This window comes from Neisseria sp., from assembly GCF_030523955.1.
Classification (GTDB): domain Bacteria; phylum Pseudomonadota; class Gammaproteobacteria; order Burkholderiales; family Neisseriaceae; genus Neisseria.
The window spans coordinates 18,603-42,552 of record NZ_JAUNHL010000010.1 but is presented as its reverse complement, the minus strand read 5'-3'; the positions used below and the strand labels follow the sequence as shown (position 1 = coordinate 42,552).

At 48.9% G+C, this 23,950-nt stretch carries 18 protein-coding genes; 4 read left to right on the top strand and 14 right to left on the bottom strand.

All coding sequences use genetic code 11. The features are described from left to right. Positions 1–149 precede the first annotated feature (149 nt). Complete coding sequence (gene gyrB / locus Q4C79_RS03390) at positions 150–2,537, bottom strand: DNA topoisomerase (ATP-hydrolyzing) subunit B (protein ID WP_303089627.1); 2,388 nt, start codon at positions 2,535–2,537, stop codon at positions 150–152. 555 nt (positions 2,538–3,092) lie between these two features. On the opposite strand from gyrB, the gene asd reads away from it, so the two are divergent. Further along, on the top strand, positions 3,093–4,214 hold the full coding sequence (gene asd, locus Q4C79_RS03385) for an aspartate-semialdehyde dehydrogenase (RefSeq protein ID WP_303089626.1): 1,122 nt from the start codon (positions 3,093–3,095) through the stop codon (positions 4,212–4,214). Positions 4,215–4,476: 262 nt separating this feature from the next. Here the strand turns inward: asd and metK are convergent, their stop codons facing one another. Beyond that, positions 4,477–5,646 carry a methionine adenosyltransferase gene (metK, locus tag Q4C79_RS03380; protein WP_303089625.1) on the bottom strand — a complete coding sequence of 390 codons (1,170 nt, stop codon included), beginning with the start codon at positions 5,644–5,646 and terminating at the stop codon, positions 4,477–4,479. Positions 5,647–6,121: 475 nt separating this feature from the next. On the opposite strand from metK, the gene Q4C79_RS03375 reads away from it, so the two are divergent. Continuing rightward, positions 6,122–7,018 carry a lysophospholipid acyltransferase family protein gene (locus Q4C79_RS03375; protein ID WP_303089624.1) on the top strand — a complete coding sequence of 299 codons (897 nt, stop codon included), beginning with the start codon at positions 6,122–6,124 and terminating at the stop codon, positions 7,016–7,018. 59 nt (positions 7,019–7,077) lie between these two features. Then, positions 7,078–7,542: an outer membrane protein assembly factor BamE gene (gene bamE, locus Q4C79_RS03370; protein WP_303089623.1), complete on the top strand. Its 465-nt coding sequence runs from the start codon at positions 7,078–7,080 to the stop codon at positions 7,540–7,542. A gap of 46 nt (positions 7,543–7,588) precedes the next feature. Here the strand turns inward: bamE and prmA are convergent, their stop codons facing one another. The 4 genes from prmA to accB all read right to left on the bottom strand — a co-directional run bounded on the left by prmA (position 7,589) and on the right by accB (position 12,041). Next, positions 7,589–8,479, bottom strand: a complete 891-nt coding sequence (prmA, locus tag Q4C79_RS03365) for a 50S ribosomal protein L11 methyltransferase (protein ID WP_303089622.1) — start codon at positions 8,477–8,479, stop codon at positions 7,589–7,591. Positions 8,480–8,597: 118 nt separating this feature from the next. Further along, a complete protein-coding gene (locus Q4C79_RS03360; RefSeq protein ID WP_303089621.1) occupies positions 8,598–9,584 on the bottom strand; it encodes an LLM class flavin-dependent oxidoreductase in 987 nt (328 codons plus the stop codon). Positions 9,585–10,132: 548 nt separating this feature from the next. Continuing rightward, on the bottom strand, positions 10,133–11,500 hold the full coding sequence (gene accC, locus Q4C79_RS03355; protein WP_303089620.1) for an acetyl-CoA carboxylase biotin carboxylase subunit: 1,368 nt from the start codon (positions 11,498–11,500) through the stop codon (positions 10,133–10,135). A gap of 91 nt (positions 11,501–11,591) precedes the next feature. After that, complete coding sequence (accB, locus tag Q4C79_RS03350) at positions 11,592–12,041, bottom strand: acetyl-CoA carboxylase biotin carboxyl carrier protein (protein ID WP_303089619.1); 450 nt, start codon at positions 12,039–12,041, stop codon at positions 11,592–11,594. A gap of 446 nt (positions 12,042–12,487) precedes the next feature. Here accB and queA point away from each other — a divergent pair, with 446 nt between their 5' ends. Then, complete coding sequence (gene queA / locus Q4C79_RS03345; RefSeq protein WP_303089618.1) at positions 12,488–13,513, top strand: tRNA preQ1(34) S-adenosylmethionine ribosyltransferase-isomerase QueA; 1,026 nt, start codon at positions 12,488–12,490, stop codon at positions 13,511–13,513. Between the two features lie 275 nt (positions 13,514–13,788). Here queA and Q4C79_RS03340 read toward each other — a convergent pair whose 3' ends face one another. From Q4C79_RS03340 to Q4C79_RS03305, 8 genes are all read right to left on the bottom strand, one after another. After that, complete coding sequence (locus tag Q4C79_RS03340) at positions 13,789–15,915, bottom strand: polysaccharide biosynthesis tyrosine autokinase (RefSeq protein WP_303089617.1); 2,127 nt, start codon at positions 15,913–15,915, stop codon at positions 13,789–13,791. A 34-nt stretch (positions 15,916–15,949) separates the two neighbouring features. Further along, positions 15,950–16,396 carry a low molecular weight protein-tyrosine-phosphatase gene (locus Q4C79_RS03335; RefSeq protein ID WP_303089616.1) on the bottom strand — a complete coding sequence of 149 codons (447 nt, stop codon included), beginning with the start codon at positions 16,394–16,396 and terminating at the stop codon, positions 15,950–15,952. Positions 16,397–16,423: 27 nt separating this feature from the next. After that, positions 16,424–17,554, bottom strand: a complete 1,131-nt coding sequence (locus Q4C79_RS03330) for a polysaccharide export protein (protein ID WP_303089615.1) — start codon at positions 17,552–17,554, stop codon at positions 16,424–16,426. Positions 17,555–17,671: 117 nt separating this feature from the next. After that, positions 17,672–19,585, bottom strand: a complete 1,914-nt coding sequence (locus tag Q4C79_RS03325) for a nucleoside-diphosphate sugar epimerase/dehydratase (protein ID WP_303089614.1) — start codon at positions 19,583–19,585, stop codon at positions 17,672–17,674. Positions 19,586–19,766: 181 nt separating this feature from the next. Then, the gene (locus tag Q4C79_RS03320) at positions 19,767–20,942 is read right to left on the bottom strand and encodes a DegT/DnrJ/EryC1/StrS aminotransferase family protein (RefSeq protein WP_303089613.1); all 1,176 of its coding nucleotides are present in this window, start codon (positions 20,940–20,942) and stop codon (positions 19,767–19,769) included. A gap of 180 nt (positions 20,943–21,122) precedes the next feature. Next, positions 21,123–22,094, bottom strand: coding sequence for an ATP-grasp domain-containing protein (locus Q4C79_RS03315; protein ID WP_303089612.1), 972 nt, complete (start codon positions 22,092–22,094; stop codon positions 21,123–21,125). Then, the gene (locus tag Q4C79_RS03310) at positions 22,084–22,698 is read right to left on the bottom strand and encodes a sugar transferase (protein WP_303089611.1); all 615 of its coding nucleotides are present in this window, start codon (positions 22,696–22,698) and stop codon (positions 22,084–22,086) included. The genes Q4C79_RS03315 and Q4C79_RS03310 overlap by 11 nt, the downstream gene beginning before the upstream one ends. Before the next feature lie 63 nt (positions 22,699–22,761). Further along, positions 22,762–23,892 (bottom strand): glycosyltransferase family 4 protein, encoded by a 1,131-nt coding sequence (locus Q4C79_RS03305; RefSeq protein ID WP_303089610.1) that lies wholly within the window; start codon positions 23,890–23,892, stop codon positions 22,762–22,764. Positions 23,893–23,950 lie beyond the last annotated feature (58 nt).

Genomic DNA, 23,950 nt, shown 5'->3' with positions numbered 1-23,950 from the left:
TATAACGCATAAATTGGCAAAATCATATAAAAATTAACGTTTGCTTTACATGTTGGTTTAAAGAGGTGAGAAGCGGCATGGCAAAACAAAATGCCTGTCTGAAAATATTTTTCAGACAGGCATTCGATGCAAAACGTCAGTAGCCGGCATCAAGCATCGATATTTTGCGCAATCAGCGCATTGGTTTCGATAAACATCCGGCGTGGTTCCACTTCGTCGCCCATCAGGGTAACGAACACTTCGTCGGCGGCAATCGCGTCTTCAATCCGTACCTTCAGCAGGCGGCGCACCGCCGGATCCATGGTGGTTTCCCATAATTGCTCGGGGTTCATCTCGCCCAAACCTTTATAACGCTGGATGGAAAGGTTTTTCTGCGCGGCATTCATCAGAATTTCCAATGCGTTTTCGAAACCATCTACATCATATTCATTGTCGCCTTTATAAAGCTTGGCTCCGGCACCCACCACGCCTTTGAGCAGGGCAGCGGTTTGGCTGATGGTTTGGTAGTTTTTGCTATTCAGGAATTTGTCGTCGATATAGCTGACCACTACATTGCCGTGCAGCTTACGGGTAATTTTGATAAAGAAACCGCCCTCGCTGCCGGCCAGCCGCTCCAGCGCCACTTCTTTTTCATCCAACAGCGGCATCAAAGCAGCAATCGAACGCTCGGTATGCTCGGCATCGGATACATCCAGCGTGTCGGCATACAGCATGGCCTGCAACACCGATGAGTCGATAATGCGGCTTTCCTGTTCGATGGCGTTTTTCGCCAGCATAAACTGTTTGGCCAGTTTATCCAGCTCCTCGCCTTCCAAGGTACGGCCGTCGGAAACGATGCGCGCCTTATCCAAGGCCAAGCCCAAGAGCCATTGGTCTTTTTCCTGCTCGTCTTTCAGATAGCGCTCGTGTTTGCCGAGTTTGGCCTTATAGAGCGGCGGCTGGGCAATATAAATATAGCCGCGCTCGACCAACTCGGGCATTTGGCGGTAGAAGAAGGTGAGCAGCAGCGTACGGATGTGGGCGCCGTCCACGTCGGCATCGGTCATGATGATGATGCGGTGGTAGCGCAGTTTTTCCGGGTTGAATTCTTCCTTACCGATGCCGGTGCCCAAAGCGGTAATCAGTGTTGCCACTTCCTGGCTTGCCAGCATTTTCTCAAAGCGCGCTTTTTCCACGTTGAGGATTTTGCCTTTCAACGGCAGAATCGCTTGGAATTTACGGTCGCGCCCTTGTTTGGCCGAACCGCCGGCGGAATCGCCCTCCACCAGATAAAGTTCGGACAAAGCGGGGTCTTTTTCTTGGCAGTCGGCCAGCTTGCCCGGCAGACCCAAGCCGTCCATCACGCCTTTGCGGCGGGTAATCTCGCGCGCTTTGCGTGCCGCTTCGCGGGCACGGGCGGCGTCGACGATTTTGCTGCAGATGATTTTGGCTTCGTTGGGGTTCTCTTCCAGAAAATCGTTCAGCGCCTGATTGATGACTTCGTTCACCACCGGGCCGATTTCGCTGGAAACCAGTTTGTCTTTGGTTTGCGAAGAGAATTTCGGATCGGGCAGTTTCACCGACAACACGCAGGTCAAGCCTTCGCGCATATCGTCGCCGCTGGTGTCGACTTTGGCTTTTTTGGCGATTTCGTTAGATTCGATGTAGTTGTTGATGGTGCGGGTCATCACCTGGCGCAGGGCGGTGAGGTGGGTACCGCCGTCGCGCTGCGGGATGTTGTTGGTGAAGCACTGCACCGATTCTTGGTAGCTGTCGTTCCACTGCATCGCCACTTCCACGCCCATACCGTCTTTCTCACCGGAAGCGTAGAAGATTTTTTCATGCAGTGCGGTTTTCTTGCGGTTCATATACTGCACGAAGCCGGCCACGCCGCCGGAAAAAGCGAAGTTTTCGTGTTTGCCGTCGCGCTGGTCGAACAATTCGATGTCGACGCCGTTGTTCAGAAAAGACAGTTCGCGGATGCGTTTGGCCAGAATGTCGAAGCTGTACTCCACTTCGCCGAAGGTGGTTTCGCTGGCCAAAAAGCGCACGGTGGTGCCTTTTTTATCGGAAGACCCGACTTCTTTCAAAGGCTCTTCCGCCGCGCCGTGGATGAATTTAACGAAAAATTCTTTACCGTCGCGGTGGATGGTAAGCGTTACCCAGTCGGACAAGGCATTCACTACCGATACGCCCACGCCGTGCAGACCGCCGGAAATCTTATAGCTGTTGTTGTCGAACTTGCCGCCCGCATGCAATACGGTCATGATGACTTCGGCGGCGGAGCGCCCTTCTTTCGGATGGATACCGGTGGGCATGCCGCGGCCGTTATCCTCTACGCTGACCGAATTGTCGGCATGGATGGTTACGGTGATTTTGTCGCAATGGCCGGCCAGCGCTTCGTCGATTGCGTTGTCCAACACCTCGAACACCATGTGATGCAAACCCGAACCGTCCTGCGTATCGCCGATATACATGCCCGGCCGTTTGCGCACTGCCTCCAAACCTTCTAATACCTGGATACTCTCGGCGCCGTATTCTTCGTGTTGCTGCGTCATAAACACTCTTCTCTAAACAAAAATCAATGGTTTCCCGCCCCGAACCTAACCCCAGAAAAGATTGGTTTTTCGCCGATTCGAAACGGTTTTATCAAGTTTTCCGCTTGCCGTTTGAGAAGCGGAACCGGGCTTCGTAAAGCTCCTGGACAATCTTGTTATTATAGCAGATTTTGTCCGAATTTTCAGCGTGTTGATGAGTTTAAATATGCTGTCTTTATCAGTCTTTACCTGGTTGCTACTTTATTTACATTGCGCACCTGCCAAGCAGATTAAAATTGTTAAAAGCGCTTGAGATTGACCGGCAAGACAAGAGATGCCTGTCTGAAAAGATATGCCCGGACACTTTGGTAAAGCTTTAGGGGCTGTCGACACAACGCAACGGCGGTGTTTTTGCTCAAAAATGCCGCCGCAACGCGGTTGACTACACCCCATAAACCTACCTGAACGTTAGCCAAAAATATTTATAGAAATTACTCTACATCAGACGGACTACAGGTTAAAATATCGAACATTAATATTTTATATTTTTCATTATTTCAAATCAGGAGTCGCAACATGAAAACAGGATTTGTCGGCTGGCGCGGTATGGTGGGTTCCGTGCTGATGCAGCGTATGCAGGAAGAAAACGATTTTGCCCATATTCCCGAAAGCTATTTTTTCACCACTTCCAACGCCGGCGGCGAAGCGCCCGATTTCGGCCAGCAGGCGCGTACCTTGTTGGATGCCTACGATCTGGAAGAATTGGCCAAGATGGACATCATCGTTACCTGCCAAGGCGGTGATTACACCAAGGCAGTCCACCAGCCGCTGCGCGATGCCGGTTGGCAGGGTTATTGGATTGATGCGGCCTCTACTTTGCGGATGCAGGATAATGCGGTAATCGTGCTCGATCCGGTGAACCGTAATGTGATTGACGAAGCGCTGAAAAACGGCGTGAAAGACTACATCGGCGGCAACTGTACCGTTTCCCTGATGCTGATGGCTTTGGGCGGCCTGTTCCAGAACGACTTGGTGGAGTGGGTGACCAGTATGACTTACCAAGCCGCTTCCGGTGCCGGCGCCAAAAATATGCGCGAATTAATCAGCGGTATGGGCGAGATTCATGGCCAAGTGGCCGAAGAGCTGGCCGACCCGGCCTCAGCGATTCTGGATATCGACAGTAAAGTATCCGATTTCCTGCGCAGCGAAGATTATCCCAAAGCAAATTTCGGTGTACCGTTGGCCGGCAGCCTGATTCCTTGGATTGATGCCGATTTAGGTAACGGCCAATCCAAAGAAGAATGGAAAGGCGGCGTGGAAACCAATAAAATCCTCGGCCGCAGCGGTGCGCCGGTAGTGGTGGACGGTTTGTGCGTACGCGTAGGCGCGATGCGCTGCCACAGCCAAGCGCTGACCCTAAAACTGAAAAAAGATTTGCCGCTGGAAGAGATCGAGCGTCTGCTGGCCGAAGCCAATCCGTGGGCCAAAGTGGTGCCGAATCAGAAAGAGGCGTCGATGCAGGAGCTGACGCCCGCAGCGGTTACCGGCACCCTGACTACACCGGTTGGCCGTATCCGCAAGATGGGTATGGGCGGCGAATACATCAGCGCCTTTACCGTAGGCGACCAGCTGCTCTGGGGCGCTGCCGAGCCGCTGCGCCGTATGTTGCGTATTGTATTGGGTAATCTGGATGCCTGAAGCAGATTCGACCGACTACATATTTCTGTAAAGCAGGAATGGTTGGTTTAGTCGGCAGCACAGATATCAAATGCCTGTCTGAAAAGGTTCAAACCGGTTTTCAGACAGGCATTTTGTTTTGCATTAAGATTTTTTACCTGTTGTGTAAACAACGCGGCTATTTCTAATAAATCATCACATAAACAAAACGCCAAATATTTCCGACTGATCTATGCCTGTCTGAAAGATTTGGCGTTTGGTATAGCAAGTATGATCGTAAGGCTTACAAACCGGCGGCGGCGCGCAGGGCGGTGGCTTTGTCGGTACGCTCCCAAGTGAATTCCGGCTCTTCGCGGCCGAAGTGGCCGTAGGCGGCGGATTTGCCGTAAATCGGGCGCAACAGGTCAAGCATTTGGATGATGCCTTTGGGGCGTAAGTCGAAATGGGCGCGCACGAGTTCTATTAATTCGGCTTCGTTCAATTCGCCGGTGCCGAAAGTATCGATGGCGATGGAAGTCGGCTCGGCGATGCCGATGGCGTAGGAAACCTGAATCTGGCATTGGCGCGCCAAACCGGCTGCCACGATGTTTTTGGCAACATAGCGGCAGGCGTAGGCGGCGGAGCGGTCGACTTTGGTGGGGTCTTTGCCGGAGAACGCGCCGCCGCCGTGCGGGGCTGCACCGCCGTAGGTGTCGACGATGATTTTACGGCCGGTTAAGCCGCAGTCGCCTTGCGGGCCGCCGATCACGAAATTGCCGGTGGGGTTGATCAGGTATTTGGTTTCCTCGGTGAGCATTTCTTTGGGCAACACCGGGAAAATAATGTGTTCTTTTACGGCGGCAATCAATTCTTCGCGCGCGATATTTTCATCGTGTTGGGTGGAGAGTACCACGGTGTCGATGCGTTTGACTTTGCCGGTTTCGCTGTCGTAAACGCAGGTAAGTTGGGCTTTGGCATCGGGGCGCAGCCACGGCAAAAGACCGCTTTTGCGCACTTCGCTTTGGCGCTGCATCAGGCGGTGGCTGTAGTAGATGGCAAACGGCATCAATACCGGGGTTTCGTCGCAGGCATAGCCGAACATCAGGCCTTGGTCGCCTGCGCCTTGGTTCAAATCCACGCCTTGGCCTTCGTTGACGCCTTGGGCTATATCGGGAGATTGTTGGCCGTAATTGAGGATTAATTTGCAGGATTGGTCGGAAAAGCCCCATTCCGGGCGGGTATAGCCGATGCGGGCGATGGTATCGCGGGCGATCTGTTCGTAATCGACTTGGGCGCTGGTGGTAATTTCACCGGCCAATACGCATAAATCGGTGGCAACCAGTGTTTCGGCGGCAACGCGGGCGGTGGGGTCTTGCGCCAAAATGGCATCGAGAACGGCGTCGGAAATCTGGTCGGCCACTTTATCGGGATGGCCTTCGGAGACGGATTCTGAAGTAAATAAATATTCGCTCATGATTGCAATGCTTTCTGCAAAAGGAAACCGGCCAACGGCGGTGGCCGGGAAAAATGGTTAAACGTTGAAATTATAGCAGAGAATGGCGGAAGGCTTTTCTTTGTCTTCTATGAATAATTCATCGGCTGATATGAAAATCAGTCATGCAGCAGGCGGTTAAGCGCCATGCCTGTCTGAAAAAGAACTTTGATGTTGTCTTTGGTGCAACTCAAGCACACAACAGGGTATTTGAGACCTTTGCAAAATTCTTTTCGATACCTGAGAACACGTGCGTCATACTCGGGTCAAGCCCGAGTATGACGAGATATCAATAAATTCAGGATTAAAAAGTTTTTTGCAAAGGTCTCTATTTGCGTGGTTTTGACGGTTTTTACCTGATTGTGTAGCAAATCCGGTTTTGCTTTCAGAAAATAAAGTGTAGTGCGGCACTTTCCATTACAATCAGTTTTTTTTAATGGTGCGTACAAGACGAGCGATGCAGTCTTTTATTTTTTTCCTGTTTGGCCTGTTGGCCAAAGTGCCCTTGCCGCTGTTGCATGCCATAGGCAATTTGGCGGGAAATTTGGCATTTTATCTGGCCAAGGGCGAGCGCAAGCGGATTGCCGATAACCTCTGTACGGCGGGTTTGCCGCATGACGATGCGATGGTGAAAAGCGTGTTGCGTGAAACAGCCAAAGGCGGCTTGGAGTTGCCGGTGGCATTTTTTCGCGAGCCGCAAGAGGTGGCGGGCTTGTTTCGCGAAGTACACGGCTGGGAGCATGTGGAAAGTGCGTTGGCGGCGGGCGAGGGCTTGTTGCTCATTACGCCGCATATCGGCAGTTATGATTTGGCCGGACGCTACATCAGCGAGCAGCTGCCTTTCCCGCTGACGGCGATGTATAAGCCGCCGAAACTCGATGCGTTTGATGCGGTGATGCAGGCGGGCAGGGTGCGCGGCAAGGGTAAAACGGCGCCTACCAATATGCAGGGGGTAAAGCAGATTATCAAAGCACTGCGTTGCGGCGAGGCCACCATTGTATTGCCTGATCATGTCCCCGATCCTCATGAGGGCGACGGAGTATGGGCGAAGTTTTTTGGCCGCGATGCTTATACCATGACGCTGGCGGGTAAGCTCGCGCAGGTAAAAGGTGTAAAAGCATTATTTTTCTGTGGCGAGCGCTTGCCGGCGGGCAAAGGTTTTGTCTTGCATATCGAGCCTTTGCGCGGTGAGTTAAGCGGCGATAAAGTGCACGATGCGCAATTGGTGAACGATAATGTGGAATATTGGGTGAGGCGTTTCCCCAGCCAGTATCTGTTTGCTTATAACCGTTATAAACACCCGGCCGGTGCGCCGCTGCCGCCTTTGCAGACTGATAACGTGAACCAAGGCTAATGCCTGTCTGAAAATAATATAGTTAAAACCAAATAAACCAATACTTGCGGGATAATGTAATGAATATGATGAAATACAGTTTGTGGCTGCCATTGTTTGTTTTATGGGGGTGCAGCAGCCGGCAGCCCGATGTTTTGCCGGATACGGCGGTTTCGCCGGGCAGTGCTGCTACCGTACACAGCAAGCGTAACGGCAGGGCTTTGGAAGTGGTTGAAGTCAGAAAGCCTTACCGGGTGCGCCATGTTTTGCAGTGGCGTACGGTTCTGGACCCGAAGGCGGGGAGCCAGCCGGATTTTGACCGCTTGGATGCGGTAAAAGTGGGGATAACGATGAACGAGGCCGGCAAATTATTGGGCAAGCCTTGGCATCACGGTAATTCGTATCTCAACGAATGGAATTATCTTTACCGCTATGTATTCGCCGGGCGGATGCAGCAATGCCAGTACAAATTGGTGTTTGATAAGCAAAACAGGGTGGAAGGCATCTTTTGGGAGCCGGTGGGGCAGGCGGTGTGCCGGCATTAGCGGATAAAAAAAGGGGCAGCAATCCGCTGCTCCTTTTTTATGTTATTCAAGCGCGCTTGACGCCGCTCAATCGTGCCCAGCCGTTATCGATATCGGCATCGTTCATGTCGAACCATTGGCTGTAAATGCCGTTCATTTCTTCTACCTGTTCTTCCAATATGCCGGATAACACGATACGGCCGCCGCTTCGGGTGCGGCCGGCCAGCATGTCGCCGAGCATACGCAGGGGGTTGGCAAGGATGTTGGCGACGACAACGTCAAATTGGCCGTCGGGAAGTTCGTCGGGCAGATAAAAATCGGCGGCCACTTGGTTTTGTAAGGCATTGTCTTTACTGGCGCGGATGGCCTGCGGGTCGATGTCGACACCGGTGGCTGAGGCGGCGCCGAGTTTTATGGCGGCGATGGCGAGAATGCCGGAGCCGCAGCCGTAATCCAATATGCTTTCGCCGCCTTGCAGGTGCTTATCCAGCCATTGCAGGCATAAATGTGTGGTGGGGTGGCTGCCGGTACCGAACGCTAAACCGGGGTCGAGTTGCAGATTCACGGCGCCGGCATCCGGTGCTTGGTGCCAAGTCGGGGTAATCCATAAGCGGTCGGAAATTTTGATGGGGTCGAACTGCGATTGGGTGAGGCGTACCCAGTCTTGCTCGGGCAGCAATTCGGTTTGGAAAGCAGGCGCTTCTATGTTGAGCGCAGTGGATGCGGCGGCCAGAACGGCTTTGGCATCGTCTTCTTCATTAAAGAGCGCAATTAATTTGCTATGCTGCCACAGCTGGCCGCCCGGCATTCCGGGTTCGCCGAAAATCGCCTGTTCTTCGTCGGTGCCTGCGTAGGCGTCTTCAATGGCGGTGGAAAGGGCGCCGTGCTCCATCAAAGCATCGGAAAGTTGCTCGGCGATGCGTTCGTGTACGAATAGGGTAATTTGTCGGTAAGCCATGGTGTTTATCCGGTACGGGTTGAATCGGGGTATTTTACCTGAAAACGATGGGTGCCGCTTTTTCAGACAGGCATTTTGATGCCTGTCTGAAAAGGCTAGGGCCTGTTAACAATTTACCCTAGGCCGATGCAATTTCGTGTAACAAGCGGTACGAATGATATTGCTTGGCCTCATCATAAATATAGCTGACAACCATTAATTCATCGGCGTGCAGGCGGTTTTGCAGCGCTTCCAGTTGGGAAGCGACACTGGCTTTGCCGCCGATCAGCGAGCAATCCAGCATGGCGGCGACGGCTGCCTGTTCGCCAGGCTGCCATATCTGCGCCATATCTTTTTGCGGCGCTTGCAAAGGCTGGCGGGTGTTGCGCACAATGTTCAGGAAGAATTGTTGTTGCGTGGTGGCCAGCAATTGAGCCTCTTCATCTGTATCCGCAGCGATAACGTTCAAACAAACGATAACGTACGGTTGGGCCAAGACCTTGGAAGGTTGGAACTCGCGCCGGTAAATTTCGAGCGCGCTCTCCAGCATACGCGGTGCGAAGTGAGCGGCGAACACATAAGGCAGGCCGAGCTGTGCGGCCAAGTAAGCACTGTCGGTACTGGATCCCAAAATATAAAGCGGAATTTCCAAGCCTACCCCGGGGAATGCGCGTACATAGCCCTGTTTGTCCGCCGGCCCCAAGTAACGTTGCAGCGTTTGTACATCCTGCGGAAAATCAAACGATACATCTCGCATATTTCTGCGCAATGCCAAGGCGGTATGCTGGTCGGTACCGGGGGCACGACCCAGACCTAAATCGACACGGTTCGGATAAATCGTTGCCAGCGTGCCGTATTGTTCCGCTACCAGAAGCGGGCTGTGATTGGGCAGCATCACGCCGCCGCTGCCGACCCGGATGGTTTTCGTATGCGCCAATACATGGCCAATCAGCACTTGTGTGGCCGAGCTGACCAAGCTGGAAGTGTTATGATGTTCGGCAATCCAATAGCGTTGATAGCCGATGCGCTCCACTTCCTGGGCCAAAGCTATCATGGATTGAATGGCTTCGGCCGGTGTTTGGCCGGCACGAATCGGTACCAGATTGAGTACGGAAACGGGGATCATGGGGTGTCCTTTATCTCTAAAATTAACCATACTTTCCGATGATGTAAGGCTTCTGCAGAATATTTAAAGCCGCAAGCTTTGCAAAATTCCGGCCGATGGGTGAATTTTTTAATGCGGCAGACGGATTGTTGGCCAAAAATACCGCCGTTGCCTTGTGTCGGGCAGCAGCTAGGCTTGCTTCCGGCATTTTGTGTGTTTGCAATGAAAGGGCAAATGCTCATCTATTCAAGTTTATAGCGGATTTAATGACTTCGATACGAGGCAGCAAGCCGCAGACAGTACACACGTACGCAACGGATTCTGTTGCCGCTTTTTAGAGGCCGACACAATCGTTCTCTTTGAGCTTTGGCGCAGCAGAGCCTTCGCAAAGGTTAAGTTAATCCGCTAAATATGCCAAACGATTATGAAACAAGGGGCATATGATGAAATGCCTGTCTGAAAACGAGCTTGCACATTTTGGCGAAGCAAAGGTTTTCAGACAGGCATTGTTCCGATAAAAACCGCCTGCATGTGTGAATATGCAGGCGGCGGTTCACTTCTTATTCCGTTTATCCGGCTTGTTTTTGCTTGGCTTTGCGCTCTTCCATCCAATGTTCCAGGTAGTGGATGCTCACGCCGCCTTTCATAAAGCCGGGATCGGAGAACAAATCACGGTGCAGCGCGGTATTGGTTTTGATGCCGGTAATCGCCAATTCGTCCAAAGCCACACGCATTTTGGCCATGGCCTGTTCGCGGGTTTTGCCCAATACGCAGATTTTGCCGATCAGGCTGTCGTAGTTGGGCGGAATGCGGTAGCCTTGGTAAATATGGCTGTCCACGCGTACGCCCAAGCCGCCGGGCAAGTGGCAGCTTTCGATCAGGCCGGGGCTGGGAATAAAGTTGTACGGATCTTCGGCATTGATACGGCATTCGAAGGCATGGCCTTGGATGTGTACGTCTTTTTGCTCGTATTGCAGCGGCAGGCCGGCGGCAATGCGGATTTGTTCCTGTACGATGTCGATACCGGTAATCAGCTCGGTAACCGGATGCTCAACCTGCACACGGGTGTTCATTTCGATGAAGAAGAATTCGCCGTCTTCATACAGAAATTCGAAAGTGCCCGCGCCGCGGTAGCCGATGCGTTTGCAGGCCTCTACGCAAGCGTTGCCGATTTTTTCGCGCTCGGCTTGGGTAATACCGGGTGCCGGTGCTTCTTCGATAACTTTTTGGTGGCGGCGCTGCATTGAACAGTCGCGTTCGCCCAAATAAATCGCATTGCCGTGTTCGTCCGCCAGTACTTGGATTTCGATATGGCGCGGTTTTTGCAAATAGCGCTCCATATAGACCATCGGATTGCCGAAAGCAGCGCCGGCTTCAGCCTTGGTCATTTCCACCGATTTGATGAGGTCTTCTTTTTTCTCGACTACGCGCATACCACGGCCGCCACCACCGCCCGAGGCTTTGATAATTACCGGGAAGCCGACTTGATCGGCGATTTTCAGGATTTCTTTCTCGTCGTCCGGCAAGGCGCCTTCGGAACCGGGTACGCAGGGTACGCCGGCAGCAATCATGGCGTGCTTAGCGGAAACTTTGTCACCCATCAAGCGGATGGTTTCGGCGCGCGGGCCAATGAAAACGAAACCGGACTTTTCCACTTGGTCGGCAAAGCGGTCGTTTTCGGCCAGAAAGCCGTAGCCGGGGTGGATGCCGTCGGCACCGGTTACTTCGGCAGCGGCAATCAGGGCGGGGATGTTCAAATAGCTCTGCGGAGAGGGAGCAGGACCGATGCAGACGGATTCGTCGGCCAGTTTGACATGCAGGCTGTCTTTGTCGGCTTCGGAATGCACGGCAACGGTAGGGATGCCCATTTCGCGGCAGGCACGCAGAACGCGTAGTGCAATCTCGCCACGGTTGGCAATCAATACTTTTTTCAGCATGGTTTTTCTTTCGGAATAAACACCCGAATGGGTCGGGCAGTATGCTGGAGATTTCAGACGGGCATGCGGATAATGCCTGTCTGAACGGGAATTACTCGATGATAAACAGCGGTTCGCCGTATTCTACGGGTTGGCCGTTTTCGATCAGAATGGCTTTGATCACGCCGGAACGCTCGGCTTCGATTTCGTTCATCAGTTTCATGGCTTCGATGATACAGAGGGTGTCGCCCTCTTTCACATTTTGGCCGACTTCAACGAATGCGGGAGAAGTAGGGCTGGGTGCACGGTAGAAAGTACCGACCATCGGGGAGCGTTGTGCTTTACTTAGATCTTTTTCGGGAGCGGCTGCCGGTGCGGCGGCTGCGGCAGGTGACGGAGCGGCTGCCGGGGCAACGGGGGCGGGGGCAGCATAGTAAGCCGGTTGTTGGGCAATAGTAGAGCGGGTAATACGTACTTTTTCTTCGCCTTCTGTGACTTCGATTTCGGCAATGCCGGATTCTTCAACCAAGTCAATCAGCTTTTTCAATTTGCGTAAGTCCATGCTTTCTTCCTTTGGTAAGCGATAGATGCTGCCGTAAATACGGCAGCCATTTCATGCCGGCAAGGGGAGCCGGCTGTGGTTTGTACAGGTTGCCGAGCGGTTTTGTTGAGTGAAACCAAGCGACAACCTCATGACGAATATTCGGATTATTTTCGCCAAGTTGCTGCTAAATGTCCAGTAAAATATCAAAAAAAGCCGTTTATCTGCACGTAAATTCATAAAGTAATAAAAAGAGTGGCAGGTAAAAAAGATGTCGTTGGCTACTGATTCTTTGAAAACAGAGTAATTTATCTAAATAATTTATAAACCTGTTTGGAATAGGCTGAAAAAGAAAAAGAGGTGGGAAAGTAATCGGAAAAATAGAAAAAGCATTTCAGACAGGCATCAGCCGGATATCGATTTCACGTTATAATATCCGTTTTGATTGAAGATTGCGCCATTTTGATATGCATATTTCCGATTTTGATTTCGAGCTCCCGGCAGAATTGATTGCCCAGCATCCGCCCGCCGTACGCGGCAGTAGCCGTTTGTTGGTTGCTTTGCCTGGAGAGGCTTTACAAGATATGCGGTTTACCGATTTGCCGCAATGGCTGCAACCGGGCGATGTAATGGTATTTAATAACACTAAAGTGATGAAAGCACGGTTGTTCGGGAATAAAGAGAGCGGTGGTAGGATTGAGGCGCTGATCGAGCGTGTATTGGACGAACACACTGCATTGGCACACATTCGTTCTTCTAAATCGCCTAAAGCCGGCAGCCGTCTGATTTTTGATGGCGATATGGCTGCAGAAATGCTGGAGCGGCGGGAAGAGTTATTCGTTCTGCGTTTTGAGGGTGAGCAAACGGTGTATGAATTGTTGGAAAAAAATGGCCATTTGCCATTGCCGCCTTATATTGAAAGGGCTGCAGGGGCTGATGACGACAGCCGTTACCAGACCGTATATGCCAAGCATCAGGGCGCGGTGGCAGCTCCTACCGCCGGTTTGCATTTTACCGATAGTCTGTTGGAAGATTTGCGTGCGCAAGGTGTGGTGATGGCAGAGGTTACGCTGCACGTTGGTGCAGGCACTTTCCAGCCGGTACGGGTGGATAATATCGCCGAGCACAAGATGCACAGCGAATGGTTTGAGGTATCTGCCGCAACGGTGATGGCTATTGAACAGGCTAAAGCGGCTGGTAAGCGGGTATGGGCCATTGGTACCACATCAATGCGTGCGCTGGAGTCGGCAGCGGCGGATGGGGCTTTGAAGGCGGGCGAGGGAGATACTGATATCTTTATCACGCCGGGTTATCGTTTCCGGGTGGTAGACAGATTGCTTACGAATTTTCATTTGCCCAAATCAACGCTTTTGATGCTGGTAAGCGCTTTCTCGGGAAGTGAGCATATTCGGGAGCTGTACGCACATGCGGTGGCGCAACGATATCGTTTTTTCAGCTATGGTGATGCGATGGTGTTGGGGCGCTCGGAATAAGCTTTTAGTACGACAGAGGATTAACTTAACTTTCTCTATGATGTTGCTGCGCCAAAGTTCAAAGAGAACGATTTTGTAAGCTGCTAGAGCGGTAATATAATCGTTCTGTACTACTTGTACTGTTTGCAGCTTGCCGCCTTCTTGTATCGAAAATGTATGAATCCGCTATACTTCTGCTACGGCTTGCCGTGCTCTGTCCGGGTTAGATTTATGCCATTATAAAAAATGCCTGTCTGAATGTTTCAGACAGGCATATCTTGAGATGTATAGACTGCTTACTGCGGAGTATATTCCTGATATTGGTAGTAGTTTCGGGCATTTTTCTCAATACAGTTGAAAATAACGCCTTCAATTTCAATACCGTTACCACGCAGACGCGAGTAACTTTCGCCCAGTTCGTCGGCAGAAGAGTAGTTGTAACGGGTAATCAGCAAAGTCGCATCCGACAATTTTCCGATAACGGTACTATCGGTTACGGCCAATACGGGTGGAGTATCGATGATGATTTGGTCATACTTCTCTCGTGCATTTTCCAGCAATTGGATGAATTCTTGGCTCATCAGCAATTCGGAAGGTGTTTGCGGAGAGTGGCCGCAGGTAATCAAATCCAAATTGCCAATTTCGGTGCGTTTTACCGCGTCAACAAAGTTGATAGAACCTTGAAGTAATTCAGACAGGCCGTCTTCTGCAGGTACGCCGAAAGTATGATGCAATGTACCTAAACGCATGTCCGCATCAATTAACAATACTTTCTGACCCGCCTGAGCAGTTACTGCGGCCAAGTTGGAAGATACAAAGGATTTGCCTACACCTGGAGTGGTGCTGGTAATCATGATGGTCGGGCTCTTCTTATCAATGGTTGAAAAGTGCAGGTTAGTGCGCAGGGCACGCAACGTTTCTACAGCTATATCATTAGGGTGACTGTAGGCCAGCAAATAGTTTGGGCGGTTGTTTTTGCCGCTATGTGAGCGCTTAAAGCGTGCATCTTCTTTGCTTTGCGCAATAGAAACAGGAATGCTGGAAATCAGGTTATAGCCCAAATCCTTAATTTCTTCAGAGAATTTAAGGGTTGGCCGGCTCAGGGCGCGGAAAATATACCAAGCGCTTGCAAGAATACCGGCACCTAATGCGCCCAATAAAACCAGAATCGGTTTTTGCGGTTTAAACGGCTTTTCAGCAGCAGCAGCTTGGTCAATTACGCGTACATTTCCTTGTGAGCTGGCTTTCAAGATGTTCATTTCTTGTTGTTTGCTCAGCAATTGTACGTAGGTAGCTTGATTTGTCTCTACATCGCGGGTTAATCGGATAACTTCTTGCTCGGTATTAGGCAAATTGGAAATTTGTCGGTTGATATTATCGCGCGATTGCTCCAATACTCTTAAGCGATCAGTCAAAGCAACGTAATCAGGGTGATCTTTTGTATAAATCGCAGACATACCGGCTTCTTCTGCTTTTAAGGCGGTAATCTGGGTTTCGATATTCGACAGATCTTGTACTGCGGTACGTGCTTCTGTTGGTACGTCAACAGATCCAGAACGGACACGGTAGGCATTCAAGCGGTTTTCCGCATCCTGCAATGATTGTTTCAAACGCGGTAATTCTTCATTGATGAAAGCTAAGCCGTTACTTGCTATTTGAACATCACGGTTTTTGCTTAAATTGACGTAGTTATTAACAATATGGCTCAGTGTGGATTGAATTTCTTGGCGATCGGTACCTGTGTAGCTGAACTCCAACAAAGGAACACCCATGCCTTTACTGTCCACAGATAGGTTAGCACTAAGCTTATCAATGGCGCTCAACTTGGAAAATTTGGTAATCGAATACGTAGAACCGACTGGTGCAGCAAGTTGTGAAACCAAAATGGTAATGTCAGCCGAAGGTTTAACAGTCTCGCCTACTCGACCATTGACTTCTTTGCCATCGGGCAAAGCCAGTTTATAGCTTTTCTCATCCAATACGGTCAGTAACATCGGTGTATTTTCCCAATTTTCCGGTACTGAAAGTGTTTGAACGGTAATGGCTTGCGCTTCTGCGGAATTACCCGAGAATAAATTACCTAAGAAAGATTTTTTTGGCTCAATGCCAATATCCAGATGTAGATTGTCTACAGTTTGCCCAAGAACTGCACGAGAACGTGCCAAATCAACCTCGGCATTAGCAGAGGTAGGCTGCATATTGTTAACGGGGCTGTTGACATCAGTTAGAATTTGGTTTTGCCCGCCTCGTACTTCGATTAATGCATTAGCTTTATAAGTAGGCGTAGCGACGAATCCATAAAGACCACCTAAGATAGCCCCTGCTAAAATAGCTGTACCGATTTGAGTCTTGCGGTGACGCAAGATGCCGGCAAGTTGTTGCAAGTCAAATTCCTGTTGGACAGGATGGGATTTGTTAGCCATATTAATTATTCTCTAAATAAAAATGTAAATCTAATTAATGAGATAGTTTTTTCGCCCAAATGTTGCAGGCATCCGCAATTTGTTGATAAACGTTATCGAAAAAAGCTTGATCTTTCCGATAGGGATCGGGAATATTCCTTTGCCCAGTCCATTGCCCCAATAACATTATTTTACTGCGTGCCAACGGCTGAATAGCTGCTACGGCGGCAATGTGTTTTTCTTCCATTACTAAAATCAAATCAGCAAAAATACACATTTGCGGAGTAAGCTGTTTGGCATTATGCTTGCTGAGCCCGCTTATGTTCAGATGATGCCGTTTGGCTGCATCTATCACCTTGAGGTCGACCCCTTGTCCAACCCAAGCAGTAACTCCGGCGGAAGCGACAAAACAGTTAGGCAGTTGCGGTTTTAGCAGATGTTCCGCTAACGGGGAGCGACAAATATTGCCCGAACATACTGTTAATATTTTGTCATATCGCATAAGTTCAAACAGTGAAGGTATCAGAGTTTAGAAAGAATTATTTACTGCGGCAGCACTGTTAATGGCTCCGATAGCTTGGGTAGCAACACGGTTCCAGCGTGCGATCGGTGCAGCAGTTATATAAACCACATCGTCAGTTTTTAGTTTAAATTGTGTGCCTAAGGCATAAGCACTGGCATCTTTCAGATTCAGTTGGTAAACATGAATAGGTTTATCGTAATCACTTGGTACATTACGGATAACAAATACCCCGGTGGCATTGGCTACCATCTGGTTCATACCTTCTGAACTGCTAATGGCATCGGTTAGGCTCATACCTTTAGGAGGCATCGGCAAACTGTTTTGGCGGGTTACTTCACCCATCACATGTACTCGGTTGTTTACATTAGATGGCACATAAACGATATCACCATCGCTCAATAAATAGTTTTGGGACAGATCACCGTTAGCACGCAAATCCTCCAAAGAGATAGTTCGCTCTACACCTTTATGAGTCCATTTGACGTTTTGTGGGTCTGCGGTGTCAGTAGTTCCTCCGGCAAGGTCAATAGCATCAACTAATGTTAATGGTACGTTAGTAATCGGTAATTGACCGGCTTGGCGGACAGATCCGGAAACACTTACTTTTTGTGAGCGGAATTCAGAAACTGTTAAATCTATTTGCGGATTTTTGATATATTTTCTTAGGCGACTATCCAATTCGGAGCGTACCTGATCAATAGTTTTGCCTTCTACTTTTAACTCTCCTACCAAAGGATAGAAAATGGTACCGCGATCGCTTACCCAACTGCCGTTGCTAACCTGTTGAGCTTGTGAACGGCCGGAAGAAGAACCTTGGGTCGTCATGTCTGGTTGGTACCAGACAACAATATTCAGGACATCACCTTTACCTAAACGGTAGTTATAGTTGCGCTTTTGCTGTTCAAGCGCCTGATTGTGTTGGCTGATCTTGGGTGGTTCGGCCATGCTTTGAACTAGCGAAAACGTAATTGGATGTATGCTTACACGGCTATCTAGCTGTGATTGGATATTGCCGGGTTCATCATTATTATTGTAGACAATCGTTTTGTTGCCTGTAGGCAGGCCGGAGCCCGGTATTACGGTACAACCGGAGGCGGCTATAATGACAGACAGGCTGATGATAGTCAGTTTTCTCATAAGTGTTGATTCCTTTATTCGGATATTTGCGGTTATAAAAACCGTCTGTTTCCTAATATTTGATTCGGTTGGCGCATGGGTGTGGAGCACCCATGCAGTCAAAATGGCAAGGGATTATTAGGCTTGTTGATTTTGCTGCCCGGCTACCCAGACTAAATCACAGATTTCATCTTTAGGAGCAAAGCCGGTAGGAGCGTCTAACATTAACTGGCGTACCGTCAGTTGATCGCCCTTGCGGCAAGCTTCATCCATTCTGTTCAAAATATCAGAAAGCTCGGGCCAAGACAGCATTACTTCATTAGCGGTCATAATGCGAGGGTGAGTGGTTTTCTCAACAGCATCTCCAATCAATAATTCCTCATAGAGTTTCTCGCCGGGGCGCAAACCGGTAATTTTGATTTCGATCTGACCGTTTGGATTGTTTTCGTCTTTGACCTCTAATCCGCTTAGGCGAATCATCTGACGGGCCAGATCGATAATTTTTACTGATTCACCCATATCCAACACGAATACGTCACCACCCTTACCCATTGCGCCGGCTTGAATAACAAGCTGTGCAGCCTCCGGAATCGTCATGAAATAACGGGTAATGTCTTGGTGTGTCAAGGTAACCGGGCCGCCTTGGGCAATCTGTTTTTCAAATACCGGGACAACGGAACCGGAGGAACCCAGCACATTGCCGAAACGAACCATACAGAAGCGGGTGTTGTGGTTGGTTTCTGCCGCTAATGCTTGCAATACTAATTCCGACATCCGTTTGGTGGCCCCCATTGTATTGGTAGGACGCACCGCTTTGTCTGTGGATATCAATACGAAAGTCGAAACTTCCGCTTCTACGGCAGCGAGTGCACACGCTAGGGTGCCATAGATATTGTTGCGTACACCCTCAATTGTATTGTATTCCACCATTGGTACATGCTTATAAGCAGCAGCATGGTAGATGGTTTCTACTTTGAAATTCTTCATTGCATTATACAAGCGATTACGGTGTTGTACGGAACCTAGTAATGGCAATACCGGGATGCTGGTGCCTTTGGCTTCCTGATACTCCCGCAACTCTTTATCTATACTGTATAAAGAAAATTCCGACAATTCGAATAAAATCAGCTTGGCTGGTGCGTTTTGGATAATTTGGCGACATAATTCAGAACCAATAGAGCCACCTGCACCAGTCACCATAACTACTTTGTCTTTGATATCGGCATGCATCAATTCTTCTTTTGGCGCCACCGGGTCACGACCCAATAAGTCAAATACGGAGATTTTGCGTAGAGATGTGGTGCTGATCTTGCCATCCACCAACTCTTTTACGCCCGGCATGGTCAATACTTCACAAGGATAGGACTCTAAAGATTGAATGATGCGTTTGCGTTCTTCAGTAGTGGCACTGGGAATAGCCAGTAAGATTTTTTCGACCTGATAACGCTCAATCAGTTCATTTAATTGATTTGGGCTATATACAGCCAAGTCATTAATGATGGTTTTTTGTGCAGCTCCGTCATCATCTACAAATGCAACGGCACGATATTCGTTGACTTGGCGGATAGCTTCCATCAGCTGGCGGCCGGATTGGCCGGCACCATAGATAATAACCGGGCTCATATCTTGCTTGCTATAGCCGCTGCTGTTGAGAATGGTACGCAGTACAAAGCGAGAACCGCCAATTAAAACCAACATCAGCAAGAAATAAATGAGCATTACCAGAAAATGGGTTTCTTTGTCGGCAATTGATAGGCCAATCCCCATAACAATTGTGGAAACCAAGGTGCCTAGGGCGGCGGTAGACATTACCTTGGCTCCAATAAAACGCGTGACGGCACGATAAAGTCCAAGGCGTATGAATAAGGCGATGGTTAATATAGTAGTAATAAAGAAAATTAACCAGTTGCCGGCGTTTGACCATTCTTGCGAATAAGCGGGCTTTAGGCTCAAGCTGAACCAAAAGGAGAAAAAGATAATGACGGTATCGTGCACAACAAAAAAGAATTTTTTTGCGTTGCGTGGCAGGGCGAGTAGAGAGTCCAGGGTCATGATGGGATCTATCGTATTTTTGTTGTTTTTAATTATTTCTTTTGTATTACATCTGCTTTCAGATAGGCATTAGAAGTTTAAAGAGGCAACAGGATGCGCTCAGTAAACATGCCTGCCTGAAAAAAAACTGTTGCCGCTGCTTGATATTTGTCTGACGGAAATATTGCAGCGGCAACTGTTGTCAGGCTGTCGCTTGTGACAGAACCTCTTTCAGATGAGTGCAGCAGAAATCCATTTGTTCTTTGGTAATGGTAGGATGTACCAAGAACATTAGGCTGGTATCACCCAGCTCAACCGCATTTTTCAAGCGTTCGTGCGGGCGCCACGAAGTGTTGTCAAAGGCTTTTTCCAAGTAGACTTCCGAGCAGCTGCCTTGGAAGCAGGGTACTTTACGAGCGTTGAGCTCGTCTACGATGCGATCACGACTCCAACCTTCAGCCAGCTTTTCAGGCTTGACGAAAGCATAATATTTGTATTGGGCATGCTCAATGTAATCTGGTACTTCAATCGTACGGATGGAGTCGAACTGTTTCAATATTTCTTCTAGTCGTGCTGCATTGGCTTGGCGTTTTGCGGTCCAATCGGCCATGCGGCGCAATTGGATGCGACCGATGGCAGCTTGCATTTCCATCATGCGCCAGTTGGTACCGAAACTTTCGTGCAACCAACGAAAACCAGGGGGGTGTTGGCGGTTGTAAACAGCATCATAGCTTTTGCCGTGGTCCTTGTAAGACCACATTTTCGACCACAATTCTTTATCGTTGGTGGTAACCATGCCGCCTTCGCCGCCGGTGGTCATAATCTTGTCTTGACAGAAAGACCATGCGCCGACGTGGCCGATGGAACCGGCGGACTTGCCTTTGTAGCGCGTACCGTGAGCTTGGGCGCAGTCTTCAATAACCCACAATTTGTGCTTTTCTGCTAAAGCCATGATGTCGTCCATCTCTGCGGGCATGCCGGCTAAATGAACCACAATGATGGCTTTGGTGTTTGGGGTTAAAACAGCTTCGATAGTTTCTGCCGAAATGTTTTGACTGTTTAAATCAACATCGGCAAATATGGGATTGGCTCCAGCGGTAACAATGGCTGATGCTGAAGCAAGGAAGGTGCGGGAGGTTACAATCACGTCATCACCTGGGCCGATGTTCATGGCTTTTAAGGCTACATCCAGTGCTAAAGTACCGTTGCCTAAGGCAATTGCATATTCTGTGCCCGCCCATTGGGCAAATTCTTTTTCAAATTCGCGGCATTCGTTACCGGTCCAGTAATTGACTTTATTGGAGAGCAGGATATTTTGTACGGCATCCGCTTCTTCTTGAGTAAAGCTCGGCCAGGGAGCCAATGAGGTGTTCAGCATAATGAATCCTTGAGTTGTTTATCTAATTGTTTAACCCAACAGTGGTTGGAATTCTTCTGTAAAATTTTTAATGGAAAAGAGGTGGATATTATTTTCACCGCTTCTATTCCTATGGTTAGCCAGTTTAGTAGCTAGAGAAGGTAATGGAATTTTTTGTATTATCCGATGACGGCCACAGGGTTAATCATGCTCGTGGACCAATACCTTAGCGTCGTAACGCAGCATAATTAAATCGTTTTTCCATTGATCGAAGAAGGGGATTTCTTCGTTGTACAAATATTCACGAATTAGCCAATTGATGTAATTGGCGCCGCTAGCATAAGTAAGGGGGAAACCTCCGCCAAATCTGGGATTGATTTCTACCCCGTATATGGTTTGGCTTTCGTCATGATAAAAAAATTGTGTGGTAAGGCATCCGCGTGCGCCATCAAGTTTGCCTAGTTGCGTAACCAGTAAATCATAAAGATAGTTGCGGCGGGTTGCTCCTTTGCTGACCTCTCCTGAGCGAACCTCCAAGCGTTCCCGAGGTACGATACATTTGGCAACACCGTTTTTGTCGTAATAAATATCGACAGTAAATTCTTTAAAAGTATTTTGAATGTCGATAAGCTGGCAAAACATTATTTTCGGATCATTAAGTAATTCGGGGGTCAGCTCACTTGGATCATTAACTGCCTGTGCACCGATACCTCGGCTGCCATCATAGGGTTTGGCAAAGCACGGGAAGGTAATATCATCTCGTCTGTAGATTTCGGGGCTGTTGATGCCATATTGTTGGAATAGTGCGGTTGTACGGCGCTTGTCTCTGCATAAGCTGATCAAATCAGAATCAGAAATAATGATGTGGATTCCTGCGGCGGCAAAGCGTTCACGATTGTCAGCTAACTTTTGTAATTCGGTATCGATGGTTGGGATAATCAGACCAATATTTTCTTTTTGCGCCAATGCAAAAATTTCATCGATATAGTTGGGATCATCAATACGGGTAACGCTAAATGCTCCATCTGCCATATGACAGGCGGAAGACATATGTGGGTTGATGTCCGTGCAGTATATTTTAATTTCATCAGAGAATTTTGTTGCTTCAGTTTTGAAATCCTGTACTAACTCAACGCGTCGACCGGCTGATAAAATCAGGATGTTAGTTTTCATTTTCTTTTGTTCCTTTAAATGCATTCGAGGTAGGTTCGCCTTGTGCGGTAATGCCTTCGCGAATGAATACTTTTTTAATGGTCAGAAACAGGATTTTTAAATCCAGCCAAAATGATCGATTATCAACATACCAGACATCCAGCTTGAATTTTTCTTCCCATGAAATTGCATTGCGGCCATTGACTTGCGCCCAACCTGTTACGCCTGGGCGGACTTCGTGGCGGCGGTACTGCTCTTTGTTGTAAAGAGGTAAGTAATCCATTAATAATGGGCGAGGGCCGACTAAGCTCATATCACCTTTTAAGACATTCCAAAGCTCGGGTAGTTCGTCAAGGCTGGTGGAACGCAGGGCTTTGCCAAAAGGTGTCAACCGTTCGTTGTCCGGTAGCGGGGTGCCATCTTTTGCGATGGCATCGCGCATAGAGCGGAACTTCACCATTTCAAACGGTTTGCCATCTATGCCGGGACGTACTTGGCGAAACAAGATGGGAGAACCGAGGTTTTTACGTACCAAAATGGCCACAATCAATAAAACCGGCGATAAGACAATCAGGCCTATCAGGGAGGCGATGATATCAAAAGCACGTTTAAGCAAGTCAGACATAACAGGTCCTAATTTTTTAATAAAACACTAATCTGAGAAGTTTCAGACAGGCATTAATGATGTTCAAATTTTCAATTTATTCAACATGAAATCGTTGATGATGTTAACATCATATTTGTTGCGAGCTATTTCTAACGAGGCTTGTCCCATTTTTTCTATAAGGGCAGGTTCGTTTAGGAAGCGTTTCATGGCTTCTGCTAATTTGTCTGCAGACTGAACTGGGACAAGCCAGCCATTATAGCCATTCTCTACGGTTTGACGACAACCGGGAGCATCAGTGGTAATAATTGCACGACCAGTGGCCATTGCTTCTAATACGGTACGTGGAGTGCCTTCTCGATAAGAAGGTAAAACAAAAACATGACACGCATTGATAGCGGGGCGTACGTCAGCTAACTTCCCCCAAAATTTTACTGTACCGTCGTTTACCCATTGGTCGAGTTCTTGTTGGGTAACTGAACTTGGATTGGAGTCTAAAAAACCAACTAAATTGAAAACAGCCTGCGGATATTGCTGTTTGACTTGTCGGGCGGCTTCAACATACTCTCGCACGCCTTTATCTTTCAATAGACGGCCAATTAACAGGAAGTGAACTTCATCACCTTCGGGTAAAGGTTGGGCACTAAACTTTTCGGTGTTAACGCCGGAACCATTTACCACTACAGTATTTTGGCCGGGGCGGATAATGCCCAAGTCGGTAAACAGTTTTTGGTCGTCATCGTTTTGGAAGAAAGTTAAGTCGGCAGCGGAGAGGGCACGGGAATATAGTTGACGGGTGACGCTTTTAATCAGGTTTTGTTTGGTACTGCCTTCGCTGTCTTGAAATGCGTATCCCAAGCCGGTAATCAGGGCGGCACGATGTGGAACGCCAGTGGAGGCAGCGGCCAGCATGCCGTAAATTACCGGCTTAATGGTGTAGGCCATCACATAATCAGGACGAATCCGTTGCATTAACTGGCGCAGTGCAATCAGTGTTTTCACATCCTGTACGGGATTGGTACCGGTACGCTGCATGGGTACATCATGCACAATTACGCCGTTATTACGTAGTTTTTCTAAAATAGCCGGATTATTGTTAATTTCAGGTGCTGCAACATGTACTTCGAGGCCTTTGGCTTGAATGGCGCAAATCAAATCCCAGCGGAAGTTGATCAGGGAGTTGGCATAACTGGCAATTAGTAAGAATTTTTTCATACGGTACTCGATGGATTAATGGTCGTTGGTTGGTTTTCAGACAGGCATGGTTCCAATA